Origin of the sequence: Amycolatopsis albispora, from assembly GCF_003312875.1 — a bacterium.
Lineage (GTDB): Bacteria > Actinomycetota > Actinomycetes > Mycobacteriales > Pseudonocardiaceae > Amycolatopsis > Amycolatopsis albispora.
Genome location: NZ_CP015163.1, coordinates 1,544,559 through 1,560,487, shown reverse-complemented (window position 1 = coordinate 1,560,487; position 15,929 = coordinate 1,544,559). Strand labels below are relative to the sequence as shown.

Below are 15,929 nucleotides of genomic sequence, written 5' to 3'. Positions count from 1 at the left end.
CCGGGTACACCCCGCCCCATGGACTGGAACTTCACCAGGGCGGTGGTGACCGGGGGCGCCGGGTTCGTCGGCTCACACCTGTGCGAACGGCTGCTTTCCCTCGGCACGCAGGTGGTCTGCGTGGACAACTTCACCACCGGCGACCGCGAGAACCTCTGGGAACTGCTGAAAACGCCCGGTTTCAGCCTGCTCGAGGCGGATGTGACCCGGTGGCCGTCCGAACCGCCCGGCCCGATCGACCTGGTCCTGCACCTGGCGTGCCCGGCCTCACCGCGTGACTACCTCCGGCTGCCGTTCGAGACGCTGGCCGCCGGGTCGGCCGGGACCGCGTGGGCGCTCGACCTCGCCCGCCGCCACCACGCGCGCTTCCTGCTCGCCTCCACCAGCGAGGTCTACGGCGACCCCGAGCAGCATCCGCAGCGCGAGGACTACTGGGGCAACGTCAACCCGATCGGCCCGCGCAGCGTGTACGACGAAGCGAAGCGCTACGCCGAGGCGTACACCGCGGCGGCCCGGCGCGAATGGGAGGCCGACGTCACCATCGCGCGCATCTTCAACACCTACGGCCCGCGCATGCGTGCCGACGACGGCCGGATGATCCCGGCGTTCATCGGCCAGGCGTTGCGCGGTGAGCCGCTGACCGTGGCCGGATCGGGGACGCAGACGCGCTCGATCTGCTACGTCGACGACACCGTGTCCGGGCTGCTCGCGCTGGCGGCCGGGGCCCATTCCGGCCCGGTGAACATCGGCAACCCGCACGAGCTGACCGTGCTGGCCATCGCCGAAGAGATCCGGCGGCTGACCGGCAGTGAGTCACCGATCGCCCGCATCGCCGCGGCGGAGGACGACCCGCGGCGCCGGTGCCCCGACATCGGCCTGGCCAGGGCCGCGCTGGGCTGGGCACCGGAGATCGGCCCGGCCGAAGGGCTGGCACGCACCATCGACTGGTTCGCGGCGCGGACCAGCCCGGCCCGGGAAACCGAAAAGATAGGAGGAAACCGATGAGCAAGGCCAATCCCATCGAGGTCCAGCGTCATCTGTCCGGTGTGGACTACCCCGCCAGGCGGGACGACCTGGTCGAGGCGGCCAAGTCCAACGGCGCCGACGAGGGCACGCTCGACCTGCTCCGGAAGCTGCCGGACCGCGAGTACGAGGGGCCCAGCGGCGTGAGCAAGGAAATCGCCGGAGAAAGCTGACCGCGTGCTCCCGGGCGGCGGTGGTTCGGCTGAGCCACCGCCGCCCGGTTCCACGTCAGGCCGAGCGCAGGCCGCGGCCGAACGCCAGGCCGAAGCCGATCATGGTGACCGCCAGGCCGAGGTGCAGCCAGTTGTCCGCGGTGTTGACCGGCACGAAGTTCGCCGACGACCCGTGGTCGATGAGCAGCCCGTAGAGCCACAGCACCAGGTAGACCACACCACCGCCGATCAGGAAGGCGCGGGCGCCGGTCGGGGTGCGCGCCAGCACCAGTCCGGCGGCGCCGAACAGCAGGTGCACCAGGTTGTGCAGCACCGACACCGCGAACACGCCGAGCAGCAGCGCCGACGACTCGTGCCCGGCGAAGGTGAGCAGTTCGAAGTCGGTGGTCACGCCCGGGACGAAGCCGAGCACGCCGACCAGCAGGAACACCACGCCGTAGACGAGCGAGACCAGCTGGACCGGAGTGCGCCGGGCGGCCGCGGGGGTGGCGGCACCGGTTTCCGGGTGCTGGTAGGGGCGGGACATGGGGACTCCTTTCCGAGAGTCTTGGCGGTGAAAGAGAACACTGACCAAGCCGGGCTTCCCGGTGGGCCGCGGTTCACACGCGGCGGGCCGGGTTTTGCCCGGCTCGGACCGGGTAGCCCCGGCGCATGATCTGGACTTGGTTGCGTGAGCGGCTCGGGGCGCGGCAGGACCTGGAGGACACCGCCGTGACGCTGGGGCTGACCTGCGGTGGGCGGATCCGGCTGCGGCCGGGACAGCTCGAGGTGACCAGCCCGCCGGGCAGCCGGGGTGGGCCGATCACCACCCGGCTCGAGTTGTCCGTGGCCGAGACGAACGAACTGCGGGCGGCACTCGCCGCCGCGAACCCGGAAACCGCCGCCACCGCGTGAGGAGGCGTGGCAGATGAAAGCCGTCGTATGGCACGGAGTAGGGGACATCCGGCTGGACGAGGTACCCGATCCGAAGGTGCTCGAACCCAGCGACGCGATCGTCCGGCTGACCCGCAGCGCGATCTGCGGCACGGACCTGCACCTGGTGCGCGGCACGATGCCGGGCATGGTGCCGGGAACCGTGCTCGGGCACGAAGGCGTCGGGGTGATCGAGGAGGTCGGTCCGGCCGTGCGCGGGTTCACGCCCGGTGAGCGGGTGGTCATCCCGTCCACCATCGGCTGCGGCACCTGCTCGTACTGCCGGGCCGGGTACTACGCCCAGTGCGACACCGCGAACCCGGGCGGCGGGACCTGCTTCTTCGGCGGTCCCGAGTCGACCGGCCCGGTGGACGGGCTGCAGGCCGAGTACGCCAGGGTGCCGTTCGCGATGACCTCGCTGGTGCGCATCCCGGACGGGGTCAGCGACGACGAGGCCATCCTGCTCTCGGACATCTTCCCCACCGCGTGGTTCGGCGGCAGGCTCGCCGAGGTCGGCACCGGGGACAGCGTGCTGGTGCTCGGCGCGGGCGTGGTCGGCCAGTTCGCCATCGCGTCGGCCAAGCGTCAGGGCGCCGGGCGGGTGTTCGCCGTGGACGGCGTGCCGTCGCGGCTGGACGCGGCGCGGCGGCAGAACGCCGAGGTGGTGGACTTCAACCGGGAGGACCCGGTGGCCGTGGTGCGGGAGCTGACCGGGGGCATCGGCGTGGACCGGGTGATCGAAGCGGTCGGGGTGGACGCCGAGCAACCGGCGTCCTCGACCGCGGACTTCGAAGCCGAACGCGCCGAAGCGGCCCCGGAAACGGCCGCCTCCGGTGACCAGTGGGTGCCGGGAAGCGCCCCCAGCCAGGCGATCCGCTGGGCGGTGCAGGCGGTGGCGAAGGCGGGCACCATCGGCGTGATCGGTGTCTACCCGCCGGGGTTCGACCGCTTCCCCTTCGGCGAGGCGATGAACAAGAACCTGACCGTCCACATGGGAAACTGCAACCACCGGCGGTACCTGCCGAAGCTGATGAGCATGGTGGCCACCGGCGGGTTCGAGCCCACCGCGTTCATCACGCAGCACGCGGAGCCCACGGACGCGATCGAGGCGTACCGCACCTTCGACCGCCGCGAAGAGGGCTGGCTGAAAACCGTGCTGGACGTCGCCTGACGCCCTATTGCTCCCCCAGCTTCGCCGGGCGTGCCGGCGCCGGGACGGCCTGACCCGCGAAACGCCCCGGCCGGAACGGCTCGAGCAGTTCTTCTCGCTGATCCCCGGCGACTTCGGCCGCGACGAGCCTGCCGAGCAGCGGCGCGAGCGTGATGCCGCCGTGGGAGACCACGCAGTAGATCCGCTCGCCCAGGTAGCCGGTGATCGGGTTGCCGTCCGCGGGCAGCGAGCGGAAGCCGACTCGCAGCTCGATCTCCGGCACCTCGCCGGGATCGGGCAGCAGCGCGGCCAGGCGCGCGGCGATCGTCGCCGCCTGGTCGCTGCCGGGGCCGGGCGGTCTCGCCGGATCGACACCGGGATTCACGTCCAGTGCCTGCACGACCGCGGGCGCACCCGCACCGGGCCGCAGGTTCAGCCCCGGTGTGTGCAGCACGCACCGCAGGTCCAGCGGCGAGCGGACATAACCCAGCAACCCGATGACCGGGGACCCACGCTCCACATTGGACACCATCGGCACGTCGAAACCGGACGCGGCGGCCAGTTCACCGGTCCACCGCCCGGTCGCCAGCACCACGCGGTCGGCGGTGTGCACCTCTCCCCCGGCCAGCTCGACGCGCGCCCGATGACCGTCTGATATGGACACGACCGTGCCGGTGGACAGCGCCGCGCCGTGCCGGACGGCGTCGGCCAGCAGGTTCTGCACGAACCGGTCCGGCCGCACGTAGCCTTCCGCCGGGAAGTGCGCGATGACCGTGGTGCGCGCGGGGATCCGGATCCCGCCCGCCAGCGCCGAAGCTTCGTCACGGTCGATCCAGCGTGCCGGATATCCCAGGCCCTGCAAGCGTTCCACGTTCGCCGTCAGCCACGGCTCGGTCTCGGCGTCGGCGAACTGCAGGCCACCACTGGGAAAGTAGGCCTGCTCGCCGGGCAGCTCCGCGGCGAGTTCCCGGTGTTCGGCCATGCCCGCGAGAGTGATCCGGTAGTAGTCCGGGTCGGGCTTGCGGTTCGCGTTCGTCCACGCGAAGGTGGTCGAACTCGTTCCGGCGCCCGGGCCGGTGCGGTCCAGGATGAGGACCTCCGCCCCGGCCCGCGCCAGTGATCGCGCGACGCTGATGCCGAGCACTCCGGCACCCACCACGATGACCTTCATCGGCGTGCACTCCCTTCGATCGGCGGTCAAGCCGAGGGCGCGGGCAGTTCCACGAAGAACTCCACGCTGCCCGGCCGGACCAGTACCGTGACCACCTCGATCACGTTCCCGTCGTCCGCACGCAGTTCCCGGCGCCGGCGCAGTGCGGGCGTGCCCGGCTCGCTGCCGAGCAGCCCGGCGTCGTGCTCGTCGAGCACCACCGGGTCCAGGTAGATCCGCACGCGGTCGATCGGCACCCCCCGATCGCGGAGATAGGGCAGCGAGACGAACTCCGCGAGGTCCTCGGTCAACAGCTCGGGCGCGGCCGAGAACAGGATCACGTGCCGCTCGACGGTGCGCGGCCGGTCGAGCGGGTCCAGCTTGCGGCGCACCAGTTCCACCACCGCGGTGTCGTCGGCGGCGCCGGGCAGCGTCACCACGGCGTCGGCCGCGCGCACGATCCGCGCCGAGATCACCTCGTGCCGCCCCGGCACCCCCTTCGCCAGCCGGTCCGGCGACACGAAGCTGAGCAGGTTGACCTGCTGCCGCACATCGGCGACGAAGGTCCCCTGACGACGGCGGCGCACGGCGAGCCCGGCGTCGGCGAGGTCGTTGAGCACCCGCTGCGCGGTCGCGCGGCTGACCCCGTACCGCTCGCAGAGTTCCATCTCGGTCGGCAGCCGCGTTCCCGGCGGCAGCGTGCCGGCGTGGATCTGGTCCTCGAACTCCCGCCGGATGGTCTCGTGCAGGGTCGGCATGCTTGGACCGTACAAAACTTCAATTGTTAGGTCAATAGCGGAACCAGGCGCTCGACCAGTGCCGGGTAGTCGGGATCGGCGTTGAGGCTTGACGAGCCCGCCGGGAGTTCGCGGATGCCCGTCGGGCAGCGGCCGTGCCCGAGCAGCTCGAACTCCCCCAGCAGCCGCTTCGACGAGAATTCGTAGACCTTGTAGGCGTACCGGGTGGCCAGCAGCTTGGTCGACAGACCGCAGGACCCGAGTTCCTCGTCGCTTTCCCGCTGGTACTGGCAGATCAGCGCGTCCCTGGTGAAGGTGTTCGGCAGGCGGCCGTCGAGCTGGTCGCCGCGGTCGGTCATGTCACCGTTCCCGGCGACGTCGAACAACGCCACCCCGCTCCGCGGCGGCGCGCTCAGGGACGACACGTCCTCCGGCTCGTCGGAGTCCACGTCGTCCGGGCAGAACGCGGGCGGGGTCTCCAGCGCCTCGTCCAGCACGGCGGCTCCGGCCACCACCACCCCGGCCGCCAGCGCCGCGATGAGGACTGCCCGCCACGACAACGCCATGACCGCACGGTAGCGCGCCGCAGCCGGGGCTATGCCGGGATGAACGCGGTGGCGTGGTCGCGGGCGAACGCCGTGACCGCGCGCGCCGGGCGCCCGGTCAGGTCGGCAACGGAGGTGTGCACCTCGGCGGCTTCACCCCTGGCGTAGTGGGCGTAGTCCTCGACCAGCCCGTCGACCTGCCACGGCGGCAGGAGGCCGGACAACGCGGCGGCGAACTGCCCGGCGGGCACGTCCCGGAACGCGATGGCCCGCCCGGTGGCCACCGACAGCGCGTCGGCGATCTCGGTGTGCGTGATCGCGTGCGGGCCGGTCAGCGTGTAGGTGCGGCCGCCGTGCCCGTCGCCGGTCAGCACCGCCGCGGCGGCGTCCGCGATGTCCCTGGTGTCGATGGCGCTGACCGCGGCGTCGCCGATGGGCGCGGCGAACCAGCCCTGCGCGATGGTCCCGGCGAAGGCGAGCAGCGCCTGGAGGTAGAGGTTCGGGCGCAGCACGGTGTGCTCGAAGCCGAGCTCCCGCACGTGTGCCTCGACCTGGGCGTGCCAGCGGAGGAACCGCACCGGGGAGTCGACGCGGGCCGCGTACTGGGAAAGCAGCACGAGCCGGGGCACGCCCGCGTCCCGCGCGAGGTTGGCGAACCGGATCTGGATCGCGGCGGCGTCGGGTGCCGACGGGCTGTTGAGGAACGCCGCGTCCACGCCCTTCAGCGCGGCCGCGACGGACGCCGGGTCCTGGAGGTCGGCGACGACGTTCTCGACGCCGGGCACCGGCCGGTCGGGGTTGCGGATCATCGCTCGGACGGTGACGCCGCGGGCCCGCAGCGCGGGGACGAGGGTGGAGCCGATGGTGCCGGTCGCGCCGGTCACTAATACGTTCATGCCACCACGATCGCGGCAGGGCGCCGGTGTTCGCGTCGGTGACAATCGCCTAATCGGTGTCGGTAGGTGCCGGTGGATAGGGTGCCGACCATGCCCAGCTCGCGTTCGCTCGTCGGCAGGCGGGACGAGATCGGCCGCCTCGACGCGCTGATCTCCGCCGCCGGTCGTGGTGACGGCGGCATGCTCGTGCTCCGCGGCGAACCGGGAATCGGCAAGAGCACGCTGCTCGATCACCTCGAAGGCACGGCGGCCGAACGGTTCCAGGTCATCCGGGCGTCCGGCTCGGAGTTCGAGGGCGAACTGGCGTTCGCCGCACTGCACCAGCTGTGCCTGCCGGTGCTGCCGCACCTCGACGGGCTTTCCGCGCCGTACCGCGATTCGCTGCGGGTGGCGTTCGGTCTAGCCGACGGCGCGCCGGACCCGTTCCGCATCGGCCTCGCCACGCTCGCCCTGCTCGCGGCGGCCGCGGCGGAACGCCCGCTGCTGTGCCTGGTCGACGACGCGCACTGGCTGGACACCGCGTCGGCACGAGCGCTGACCTTCCTGGCCAGGCGCATCACCGCCGAGCCGATCGCGATCGTGTTCGCGGCCCGCGACGAGGGCGCCCGCTGGCTCGACGAGCTGCCCACGCTGACCGTCGGTGGCCTCGGTGACGCGGACGCGCGGGCGTTGCTCGCCGAAGAGAAGGCCGTGACGCTGGACGAACGCGTGCGCGACCGCGTGCTCGCCGAGGCACGCGGAAACCCGCTGGCCCTGATCGAACTGCCGAAGGCCGGTGGTTACGCGCCGCCGACCCCGTCACCGGTGGCGAGCCGGATCGAGCGCAGCTTCCAGCAGCGGCTGGCCGCACTCCCCGAACCGGCCCGCGCGCTGCTCATCCTCGCGAGCGCCGACCCCACCGGAGACCCGAGTCTACTGTGGACAGCCGCGCGTGAGCTGGGCCTCGAAGCCGCGAGCGCCGCCGCCGAAGCCTCCGGGCTGGTGACCTTCGGCACCCGCGTGCGCTTCTGCCACCCGCTGGCGCGCTCGGCCGGCTACCGCGCCGCCGAACCGGAACGACGCCGCGCCGCGCACCGGGCGCTCGCCGAAGCCACCGACCCGGCCACCGCGCCGGACCGGCGGGCGTGGCACCGCGCCCAGGCCACCACGGGACCGGACGAGCGGGTCGCGGCCGAACTGGAGTCGTCGGCTTCGCGGGCGCAGGCACGCGGGGGCGTGGCGGCGGCCGCGGCCTTCCTCGAACGCGCGGCGGCGCTGACGCTGGATCCCGGCAAGCAGACCGAGCGCACCATCGCCGCCGCGCGGGCCACGCTCGACGCGGGTGCGGCCGACGCCGCGGCGGACCTGCTGGCCAGCATCAACACCGAACCGCTGGACGACGGCGTGCACGCCTCGGTCGACCTCCTGCGCGGCCAGGTCGCCTTTGTCACCGGCGCGGACCAGGCCCCGGACCTGATCCTCCGCGCGGGTCAGCGGCTGGCCACCGTCGATCCGGAGCGCGCCCGCGAATGCTTCGTGGCCGCACTGGAAATGGCGCTCGTCGTGGCCAGGGCCGCCGGGGTGCAGGAACGGGTGCTCGACGCGGCCCGGTCGGCACCACCGGCCTCGGGCGGTCCGGATCTGCTCGACGCACTGGTGCTGCTGAACACCGGCGGCCCGCGCGAAGGCTATCCCGCGCTGCGCCGGGCGCTGACCGGCGACGGCTGGCAGCGCGTGCCCGCGCTGGCCACCGTGCTCGCGGGCGAACTGTGGGACCTCGGCCTGCACGCGAAGGTCGTGGACTGGCTGGCGCGGACCGGCCGGGAGACGGGCTCGCCGATCACCGTCCGGCTCGGCCTGTCCCAGGTGGCGATGGCCGCGGTGCTGGCCGGCGACCTCGGGCGGGCGATGGCCGTGATGGCCGAGGAAGCCGCCATCGCCGACGCGCTCGGTGACCCGCCGCAGCTGTACCCGCGCCTGCACCTGGTGGCGATGCGCGGTCGCCGCCAGGAGGCGCTCGACCTGTTCGCCGAGGCGACTGGCCGCGGTTCCGGGCAGCTGGTCGAGGGCGTGCACACGGCCGCGGCCGTGCTGTACAACGGTCTCGCCGACTACCCGGCCGCGTTCGAAGCGGCTTCGCGGGCGGTGGCGGGCGGAAACCTGTTCTCCGCGGGTGCCGCGCTAACGGAGCTGGTGGAGGCCGCGGTGCGGTGTGGTGAGCACAGCGCCGCCCGCTCGGCGCTGGCGTCGCTGCAGGAACGCGCGGAAGCCGCGGGCACCACCTACGCGCTGGGCATGGCGGCCGGGGCACATGCGCTGGTCGGGGATGCCGAGGACCAGTACCGGGCGGCCATCGAGCACCTGACGGACGACGCGCCCGCCCCGGAGCTGGCACGAGCGCACCTCCGCTACGGCGAGTGGCTGCGCCGCGAGGGCCGCCGCCGCGACGCGCGCGAACACCTGCGCGCTGCGCACGAACAGCTGTCGGGCATGGGCCTGGAGGCGTTCGCCGACCGGGCGGCGCGCGAGCTGCGCGCCACCGGCGAGGTGGCGCGCAGTCGTGCCGAGCACACCTACGACCGCCTGACCATGCAGGAAATGCACATCGCACGCCAGGTCGCGGCGGGCGCTACGTCGAAGGAGGTCGCCGCGCGCCTGTACCTGAGCCCGCGCACGATCGACGCGCACCTGCGCAACATCTTCCGGAAGCTCGGCATCACCTCACGCAGACAACTCCGCGACCTGCCCGACCTCGACTGAACCTCACCCCTTCGCCGCCGCCGTGTCGCCGTGGGTGTTGGTGAAACCAACCAGAACCGGACCGCTGGGCAGCTTCGTCCGGCCGGGAGTCACCTCGACGACGTGGCGGCCGTCCTCGGCGAACACCGAAGCGGTGCCCTTTTCGCTGGAGTAGAGCCAGCCATCGCGTGCGTGGATCGGGCGCGCAGGGGCCGCCGCGCCGGGTGGGAGGCCCAGCCGGATCGACTGCTCCAGCGTCTGCGGCGAGTCCACCGACGCCAGCGCTTCCAGCGGCAGCACCGGCTCCGGCGGCTCCACCGGCCGCCCCGGCGGCGGGCTGTAGCCAGCCACGGTCGCGCGGCCCCAGCGGTACGGGTCCCCCTGCACCCCGCCCCAGGTCGACCAGCCGATCCGCGTCTGCCCGGTTTTGTCCTGTGTGTCCGAGTCGTAGACCAGCACGTTCAGCCCCAGCGCCGCCGGATCGACCGCGCCCGGCAGCCGTTCCATCGGCACCGCCACTTCGACGGTGTACCCGCCTTCGCGTGGCTGCGCCGCGACGCGCACGCCGGGCGCGGGCCCCTGGGCGTTGTCGGCGTCCCGGAACGCGCACGGCCCACCGTCCGCTGTGGACGGAAGCACGGCCAGTTTGTAGGTGCTGGAGGTGTTTTCCGACTTGCCCCTCGGGTCGAAGGTCAGCTCGACCGCGTCGGTGCGCCAGTGCCGCTTGCAGTCCGCGGTGGACAGCTTCGTGCCAACCACGTCGTCGGTCACCTCGACCAGTGCATAAAGCGTGTCGTCGTGCCAGGACAACCGGGCTGCCCCGGAGCAGTCGGCCGCCGAAGCGCAGTCGTCACCCTCCCAGCGCGCCGAGATGTCCAGCACAGCACCGGGATACTCCCCCGCGCCCGCGCTGCCGTCGATCGCGGGCACCGCCTGCGCCTGCGGAATCACCGTAGACGGCACCACTTCCAGCGCGGCCGTGGTGACACCCTGCGAGGTGACCAGCTGATACGGGAAGTCCTTTCCCGACGGAAGCGTCGCGTCCGTGTTCCGGACGGGGAAATTCACCTGCTTCGTGGCCCCGGCCTCGAGTTCGTACGGCTGCGCCTCACCACCCTCGAACCCGGCGGGCAGCGCCAGTGACACCGCACCCTGCTGCGCCACAGGACTTTCGTTGCGCACGGTCACCGCGATGTCCCGCGTTCCCCCGGACGGCACGGTCAGCACCGGCAGCACGTCGTCCGCCCGCTCGGGGAACCCGACCTGCCGCGCCCAGTCCCCGTACTGCGCGACCTGCGGCAGTGGTTCCTGCGTGGCGGCCACCGGCGGCACCACCTCGACGATCGCCTCGGTGCTGTCCCCTGTGGACAGTGCGGCCCGGATGCGTGCCTTGCCCGGCTTGGCATCCGCGGGCGCGGTCACCATCCAGCCATCCACCGCCCAGCCTTCAGGCGCGGTCAGCGCGATCTCCCCCGGTTTCGAGGACTGCACGTCGATGCGCACCCGCTCACCGGGCGTGAGCCGGTACCGGTCGGCGGTAGCGGTCAGCGTGCCGTCCATCGGCACCGCGCCACCCAGCAATCCGTCGATCCCACGGACCTCCGGCCGGTACGGCACGCGACTGGCCGCCAGCGTGAAGTAGTCACAGCCGATCGCCGCCGGATCCGTTGGCGCGTCGGGGAAACCGGCCCAGCCCTGGCTGGCGTACTCGCGCTGCGCCTCGCGTTCGATCTGCGCCCAGGTTTTGCCGTCCGGACCGCGGTTCCCGGCCCACACACCCCACACCCGGTCGGTCGGCTCGGCCGGGGTGAACGCCGAGACGCAGTCCGGACCGGTGCTCCTCTCGCCGTCGAGGCCGGTGGTGAACAACTTCGCCACCGCCCACGGCTTTCCGGCGTCCGGGAACCGCGCCGGGTCCGCGGCCGCCGCGTACGCCTCGAAAGCCAGCCGAGCGGCGTACTGGTGGTTGCCGTGGTTTCCCGGTGACGGCGCCGGGTCCATGGTGAACACGATCTCCGGCCGCGTCTGCCGGACCACGCGCACCAGCTTCTCCAGCGTCGCCTGGTGCCCCCACGCCTGCTCGGTGAGCGGCGAGCTGACCGTGTAATAGAAGTCCGCGCGGTCGAGGTTGAACACGTCGGTGATCCCGGCGCGCCCGACGGCCTTGCGTTCCTCGGCTTCGCGGAGCAGGCCGAGTTCGGGACCTTCCTCCGGCCCGACGGCGTTGCCACCGCCCTCGCCGCGTGTCACCGTCACCACGCCGGCGTCCAGGCCCAGCTGCCCGATCGTGGACAGCGTGGACGCCTCGTCGTCGGGATGCGCCCCGACGAACAACACGTCCAGGTCCGCCCGCGACTCCGCCGCCGCGACCGGCGGGGCCAGCCCCGCCACCAGTGCCGCCCCCAGCACCCCGGCCACCAGTGTGCGCATAACCATGCCTCCCGAGCCTCCCGGGCTTCAGCCCTTGACCGAACCGTCCACCATGCCCCGGATGAAATGCCGCTGCAGGAACAGGTACAGCACCACGACCGGCAAGGCCACCAGTACCGAAGCCGCCGCCAGCAGCGGCACCGTGGTGGTCGCCGGGCCGGAGAAGAACTGCAGGCCCAGCGGCGCGGTCCGCAGCTCCTCCCCGGTCACCATCACCCTGGCCAGCAGGAACTCGTTCCAGGTCCACATGAACACCAGCACCGCCAGGGTGACCATCGCCGGGCGGCCCATCGGCACCAGGATCCGCCACAGCGTCTGCCAGTGCCCGGCGCCGTCGAGCCGCGCGGCCTCGACGATCCCGCGTGAGGTCGAGCGGAAGTAGGTGCGCAGCCAGAACACGCCGAACGCCACCGACTGCGCGACCTGCGGGAAGATCAGCGACGCGTAGGTGTTGGTCAGCCCGAGGTCGCGCAGGTCGAAGTACAGCGGCACCACCACCGCCTCGGCCGGCACGGTCAACCCCAGCAGCACCAGGTAGAACAGCACCCCGCTGCCGCGGAACCGCATGGTGCCGAAGGCGTAGGCGGCCAGCACGGACAGCACCAGCGAAAGCGCGACCACGCAGACCGACACCAGCACGCTGTTGAGCAGGTAGCTGCCGAACCGCGCCTGCGTCCACGCGGTGGCGAAGTTCTCCCAGTGGATCCCGCCCTGCCCGGCGACCTCCGACCGCAGCGCGGTCACCAGGATCGCGACCATCGGGTACAGCGCGAAAACCGTGAACACCCCGAGAATGACGTACGTGCCGGCGCGTTCGGCCGTGGAAACCCTCATCGGCGCTCCCCACCGGAGATCCGGGTGATCACGAAGGTGACGGCGAAGGCGAGCAGCGTGATCGTCACGCCCATCGCCGCGGCCGAGCCCACCTGCCCGCCGTGGAAGGCCCGCTGGTAGATCTCGTACGCGGGCACCGTGGTCGAGCCACCGGGCCCGCCCTGCGGCGTCATCATGTACACGAGGTCGAAGGTGCGCAGCGCGGCGATGACGGTCAGCGTGAGCGCCACCCCGATCTCCGGGCGCAGCGACGGCAGGATCACCGTGCGGAACTCGCGCACCGGACCGGCGCCGTCCATCCGCACCGCGTCGAACAGGTCACCGGAGATCTTCCCGATGCCGCCGAGGAACAACACCATGGCCAGGCCGGTCTGCACCCAGGTGCCGACCACGCCGACCGCGAGCAGCGCGGTGCTCTCGTCGCCGAGCCAGGCATGTCCGGGAGTGCCGAGCACGGCGTTGAGCACGCCGTCGGGCGCGAAGATCCGCTGCCACGCCACGGCGACCACCACCATGGCCACCACCTGCGGCAGGAACAGGGCGGTGCGGAAGAACGGCAGCCCGCGCACCCGCGTCCGGTGCAGCACGGTGGCCAGCACCAGCCCGATGCACACCGGCAGCACGGCGAAGAACAGCACCAGCACCGCCACGTGCCCGAACGCGGCCGCCGCGCCTTCCTCGGTGGCCAGCTCGACGTAGTTGTCCAGACCCGCCCAGGTGCCCGGGCTCAGCCCGTCCCAGTCGAACAGCGAAAGCCAGCCGCTGTGCAGCAGCGGGAAGAGCAGGAACAGGCCGTACACCGCCAGCGCGGGAAGCACATAGAGGTAGCCGACCCGCCTCGGCTCACCTGCCGCCACGGCCGGCGTCCAGATCGGCCTGCAGCGTGCCGAGGAACTTCTCGGTGTCCAGCGCCCCGCTCAGCAGCTGCTCGACCGCACCGCTGACCACCTCGTAGGCGTTCGGCGTGGCGTAGTCGAGGTAGGGCACCAGGCCCGCCGAAGCCGACGCCGACTGCCAGGCGTCGAAAACCTCCTTCTGCAGCCCGGTCGCGGGCTGCTGGGCGGCATCGAGCACCGGCAGGTTCGCCGTTTCGCCGAGTACCTTCATCGCCTCCGGTGAGGTGATGAAGTTGAGGTACGCGGCGGCCGCGTCCGGGTTCTTGCTCTTCGAGCTGATCGCCCACGGCAGGCCGGTGCCGCCGGTGATCGACTCGCCGGGCGGGCGCAGGAAGCCGGCCGAGTCGCCCATGGCGGCCTTGAGGTCCGGCGTCAGCCAGGTGCCGTTGATGTGGAAAACGCCCTCGCCCTTGGCGAAGTTGGCCCACGAATCGTCGTTCTTCAACCCGGCGAACCCCGGCGTCAGGTAACCCTGGCCCGCCCAGTCCAGCAGCTGCCGGGCGGCGGCCCGGTTGGCGTCGGTCGGCCAGCTCGCCTCCGGACGGCCGGTGGCCAGCGCGATTTCCGCGGCGGGCTGGGAATGCCGGTGCATGGCCACGCCGAACAGGTACGGCCCGGCGCTCTTCTCCAGGTTGCCGAACTGGATGGGCAGCTGCCCGGCGGCCTTCGCCTTGGCCAGCGCGGCGTCGAACTCGGCCCAGGTGGTCGGCGGCGTCAGGCCCAGCTCGGCCAGCTTCGTCTTGTTGTAGAAGATGCCGACCAGCTCACCGGTCTGCGGCACGCCGTACAACTTGCCCTCACCGAGGGCATCCCCACTGTCCGGATAGGACGCCAGGCGGCGCACGGACTCCGGGTAGCGGTTCGTCCAGCCGTACGCCTGCGCGTACCCGTCCAGCGGCACCAGCAGGCCGGCCTTGACAAACGCACCCATGTCCTGCTTGCCGTTGTTGACCTGCGCGATGTCGGGTGCCTCGTTGCCGCTCAGCCCCAGCTTCACCGTGTTGCGCAGGTCGTCGAACGACCGCGCCACGCGGTTGATCCTGATGTTCGGATGGGCGCGCTGGAACTGCTCGTTCAGCCGGGTGATCTGCTCTTCCTGGCCCGCCCGGGTTTCCTGGTCCCAGACGGTGAGCGTCACCTCGCCCATCGCGGCCACGTCGGTGCGGACCTCCCCGGCCGGGCGGTCGGCGGGCCGGTCGGACGAGCCGCCGGGCGCGCAGGCGGCCAGTGCGAAGGCCGCGAGAACGAGTGCGGTGGAGGAACGGCGTTTCACGATATGCCTCGCAATCCGATCGTGGCGCTGGCCCGGCGCACCTGGGTGCTGCCCCGCTCGGGCAGCAGTTCGCTGAGAAAGGCGTAACCCCGCAGATCCCGCTCGTCGCGGCGGCCGACCAGCCGCCACCACGCGGCGATGTCACCCCAGCCGGGTGCCGACTGGGAACCGCCGAAGTGCTGAACCGACAACGCGGCGCAGAGATTGGCGAAGTGCACCCGGTCGGCCAGCGGCCAGCCGGCCAGCGTGCCCAGCACGAACCCGGCGCCGAACACGTCACCCGCGCCGGTCGGGTCCAGCGCCGCCACGTTGAGCCCGCCGACGTCGGCTTCCTCGCCGGTGGCCGAATCCACCGCGTACGCCCCGCGCGGCCCGCGCGTGACCACCACCGCGGGCACGATCTCGGCAAGCTTGGCGGCCGCGCTGCGCACGTTGTCGGTGCGGGTGTAGCGGGTGGCTTCCACGCTGTTGGGCAGCACCACGTCGTAGCCTTCGAGCAGCTGGCGCAGCATCGCCGGTTCCCACCGCTGCGTCGGATCCCAGCCGACGTCGGCAAAAAGCAGCGCGCCGTTGCGCTTGGCGGTGCGCACCCACTCGTCGTCGTGCAGATCGACGTGGACGAAGCAGGCGCGCGTCGGCGGCGGCGGGTTGAGCAGGTCGTCGGCGCTGATCGGCGCGGGATGGCCGTGGGTGACCATGCTGCGGTCCTTCTCCACCGCCATGGACACGGTCAGCGGTGAGTGCCAGCCGTAGAACCGGCGCGAATGCGACAGGTCCACGCCCTCCTGGTTGGCCAGCACGTCCCAGCAGAAGTCCCCGTAGGCGTCCTCGCCGAACGCCGCGGCCAGCCCGGTGCGCATCTGCAGCCGCGACAACGCGACCGCCAGGTTCGCGATGCCGCCGGGGCTGGAGCCGAGCCCGGTGGCCCACACCTCGGTGCCCGGCTCGGGCAGCTGCGGCAGGCCGGTGAAGATGATGTCGAGGAACACCGTGCCGGACAGCAGGATGTCGAGCGCCGGCGGATCTCCCGCGCTCGTCCTGGCACCCGCGTCGAGATCGATCGTCACGTCACCGACCGTCCTGCCACCGCCACCGCCACCGCAGTCACCGTTGCCACCACCGCCGGCGGCACCGTTGTCGTCGTTCCCTGGAGTCACCGCGCCTCCTTCACCGGGTCCCGGCAGTCTGCACC

The 15,929-nt window shown here is 72.1% G+C and carries 15 protein-coding genes; 5 read left to right on the top strand and 10 right to left on the bottom strand.

All coding sequences use genetic code 11. The features are described from left to right. The first annotated feature begins 18 nt into the window (after positions 1-18). Together A4R43_RS07560 and A4R43_RS07555 are read left to right on the top strand one after the other, a co-directional pair. The gene (locus A4R43_RS07560) at positions 19-1,005 is read left to right on the top strand and encodes an NAD-dependent epimerase/dehydratase family protein (RefSeq protein WP_113691659.1); all 987 of its coding nucleotides are present in this window, start codon (positions 19-21) and stop codon (positions 1,003-1,005) included. Beyond that, a complete protein-coding gene (locus tag A4R43_RS07555; protein ID WP_113691658.1) occupies positions 1,002-1,196 on the top strand; it encodes a DUF2795 domain-containing protein in 195 nt (64 codons plus the stop codon). The genes A4R43_RS07560 and A4R43_RS07555 overlap by 4 nt, the downstream gene beginning before the upstream one ends. A 55-nt stretch (positions 1,197-1,251) precedes the next feature. Here the strand turns inward: A4R43_RS07555 and A4R43_RS07550 are convergent, their stop codons facing one another. Further along, positions 1,252-1,722 (bottom strand): DUF4383 domain-containing protein, encoded by a 471-nt coding sequence (locus A4R43_RS07550; protein WP_113691657.1) that lies wholly within the window; start codon positions 1,720-1,722, stop codon positions 1,252-1,254. Positions 1,723-1,847: 125 nt separating this feature from the next. On the opposite strand from A4R43_RS07550, the gene A4R43_RS07545 reads away from it, so the two are divergent. Both A4R43_RS07545 and A4R43_RS07540 read left to right on the top strand, forming a co-directional pair. After that, positions 1,848-2,090, top strand: coding sequence for a hypothetical protein (locus A4R43_RS07545; RefSeq protein WP_113691656.1), 243 nt, complete (start codon positions 1,848-1,850; stop codon positions 2,088-2,090). Positions 2,091-2,103: 13 nt separating this feature from the next. Further along, entirely contained in the window at positions 2,104-3,279 is a 1,176-nt protein-coding gene (locus tag A4R43_RS07540) for a zinc-dependent alcohol dehydrogenase (RefSeq protein ID WP_113691655.1), read from the top strand. Between the two features lie 4 nt (positions 3,280-3,283). Here A4R43_RS07540 and A4R43_RS07535 read toward each other — a convergent pair whose 3' ends face one another. The 4 genes from A4R43_RS07535 to A4R43_RS07520 are packed head-to-tail and all read right to left on the bottom strand — an operon-like array spanning position 3,284 to position 6,586. Then, positions 3,284-4,429 (bottom strand): NAD(P)/FAD-dependent oxidoreductase, encoded by a 1,146-nt coding sequence (locus A4R43_RS07535; RefSeq protein WP_113691654.1) that lies wholly within the window; start codon positions 4,427-4,429, stop codon positions 3,284-3,286. A 26-nt stretch (positions 4,430-4,455) separates the two neighbouring features. Continuing rightward, entirely contained in the window at positions 4,456-5,166 is a 711-nt protein-coding gene (locus tag A4R43_RS07530; RefSeq protein ID WP_113691653.1) for a GntR family transcriptional regulator, read from the bottom strand. Between the two features lie 26 nt (positions 5,167-5,192). After that, the gene (locus tag A4R43_RS07525; RefSeq protein ID WP_113691652.1) at positions 5,193-5,711 is read right to left on the bottom strand and encodes a hypothetical protein; all 519 of its coding nucleotides are present in this window, start codon (positions 5,709-5,711) and stop codon (positions 5,193-5,195) included. A 29-nt stretch (positions 5,712-5,740) separates the two neighbouring features. Next, a complete protein-coding gene (locus tag A4R43_RS07520; RefSeq protein ID WP_113691651.1) occupies positions 5,741-6,586 on the bottom strand; it encodes an SDR family oxidoreductase in 846 nt (281 codons plus the stop codon). Positions 6,587-6,676: 90 nt separating this feature from the next. On the opposite strand from A4R43_RS07520, the gene A4R43_RS07515 reads away from it, so the two are divergent. Then, positions 6,677-9,325 (top strand): AAA family ATPase, encoded by a 2,649-nt coding sequence (locus A4R43_RS07515; RefSeq protein WP_113691650.1) that lies wholly within the window; start codon positions 6,677-6,679, stop codon positions 9,323-9,325. 3 nt (positions 9,326-9,328) lie between these two features. Here the strand turns inward: A4R43_RS07515 and A4R43_RS07510 are convergent, their stop codons facing one another. From A4R43_RS07510 to A4R43_RS07490, 5 genes are read right to left on the bottom strand one after another with little or no spacing between them, the layout of a single operon-like run. Next, the gene (locus A4R43_RS07510; protein ID WP_113691649.1) at positions 9,329-11,734 is read right to left on the bottom strand and encodes a sugar-binding protein; all 2,406 of its coding nucleotides are present in this window, start codon (positions 11,732-11,734) and stop codon (positions 9,329-9,331) included. A gap of 27 nt (positions 11,735-11,761) precedes the next feature. After that, entirely contained in the window at positions 11,762-12,568 is an 807-nt protein-coding gene (locus tag A4R43_RS07505; protein WP_113691648.1) for a carbohydrate ABC transporter permease, read from the bottom strand. Next, a complete protein-coding gene (locus tag A4R43_RS07500; RefSeq protein ID WP_236808824.1) occupies positions 12,565-13,425 on the bottom strand; it encodes a carbohydrate ABC transporter permease in 861 nt (286 codons plus the stop codon). Before A4R43_RS07500 ends, A4R43_RS07505 begins: the two co-directional genes overlap by 4 nt. Continuing rightward, entirely contained in the window at positions 13,412-14,737 is a 1,326-nt protein-coding gene (locus tag A4R43_RS07495) for an extracellular solute-binding protein (protein WP_205215264.1), read from the bottom strand. Before A4R43_RS07495 ends, A4R43_RS07500 begins: the two co-directional genes overlap by 14 nt. Further along, a complete protein-coding gene (locus tag A4R43_RS07490) occupies positions 14,734-15,798 on the bottom strand; it encodes a carbohydrate kinase family protein (RefSeq protein WP_205215438.1) in 1,065 nt (354 codons plus the stop codon). The genes A4R43_RS07495 and A4R43_RS07490 overlap by 4 nt, the downstream gene beginning before the upstream one ends. Between the last annotated feature and the right edge of the window lie 131 nt (positions 15,799-15,929).

Bases quoted from the DNA above. Each gene is read 5' to 3' on its own strand.
- A4R43_RS07560 (WP_113691659.1), top strand. From the start codon at position 19: ATGGACTGGAACTTCACCAGGGCGGTGGTGACCGGGGGCGCCGGGTTC.
- A4R43_RS07555 (WP_113691658.1), top strand. From the start codon at position 1,002: ATGAGCAAGGCCAATCCCATCGAGGTCCAGCGTCATCTGTCCGGTGTG.
- A4R43_RS07550 (WP_113691657.1), bottom strand. From the start codon at position 1,722: ATGTCCCGCCCCTACCAGCACCCGGAAACCGGTGCCGCCACCCCCGCG.
- A4R43_RS07545 (WP_113691656.1), top strand. From the start codon at position 1,848: ATGATCTGGACTTGGTTGCGTGAGCGGCTCGGGGCGCGGCAGGACCTG.
- A4R43_RS07540 (WP_113691655.1), top strand. From the start codon at position 2,104: ATGAAAGCCGTCGTATGGCACGGAGTAGGGGACATCCGGCTGGACGAG.
- A4R43_RS07535 (WP_113691654.1), bottom strand. From the start codon at position 4,429: ATGAAGGTCATCGTGGTGGGTGCCGGAGTGCTCGGCATCAGCGTCGCG.
- A4R43_RS07530 (WP_113691653.1), bottom strand. From the start codon at position 5,166: ATGCCGACCCTGCACGAGACCATCCGGCGGGAGTTCGAGGACCAGATC.
- A4R43_RS07525 (WP_113691652.1), bottom strand. From the start codon at position 5,711: ATGGCGTTGTCGTGGCGGGCAGTCCTCATCGCGGCGCTGGCGGCCGGG.
- A4R43_RS07520 (WP_113691651.1), bottom strand. From the start codon at position 6,586: ATGAACGTATTAGTGACCGGCGCGACCGGCACCATCGGCTCCACCCTC.
- A4R43_RS07515 (WP_113691650.1), top strand. From the start codon at position 6,677: ATGCCCAGCTCGCGTTCGCTCGTCGGCAGGCGGGACGAGATCGGCCGC.
- A4R43_RS07510 (WP_113691649.1), bottom strand. From the start codon at position 11,734: ATGCGCACACTGGTGGCCGGGGTGCTGGGGGCGGCACTGGTGGCGGGG.
- A4R43_RS07505 (WP_113691648.1), bottom strand. From the start codon at position 12,568: ATGAGGGTTTCCACGGCCGAACGCGCCGGCACGTACGTCATTCTCGGG.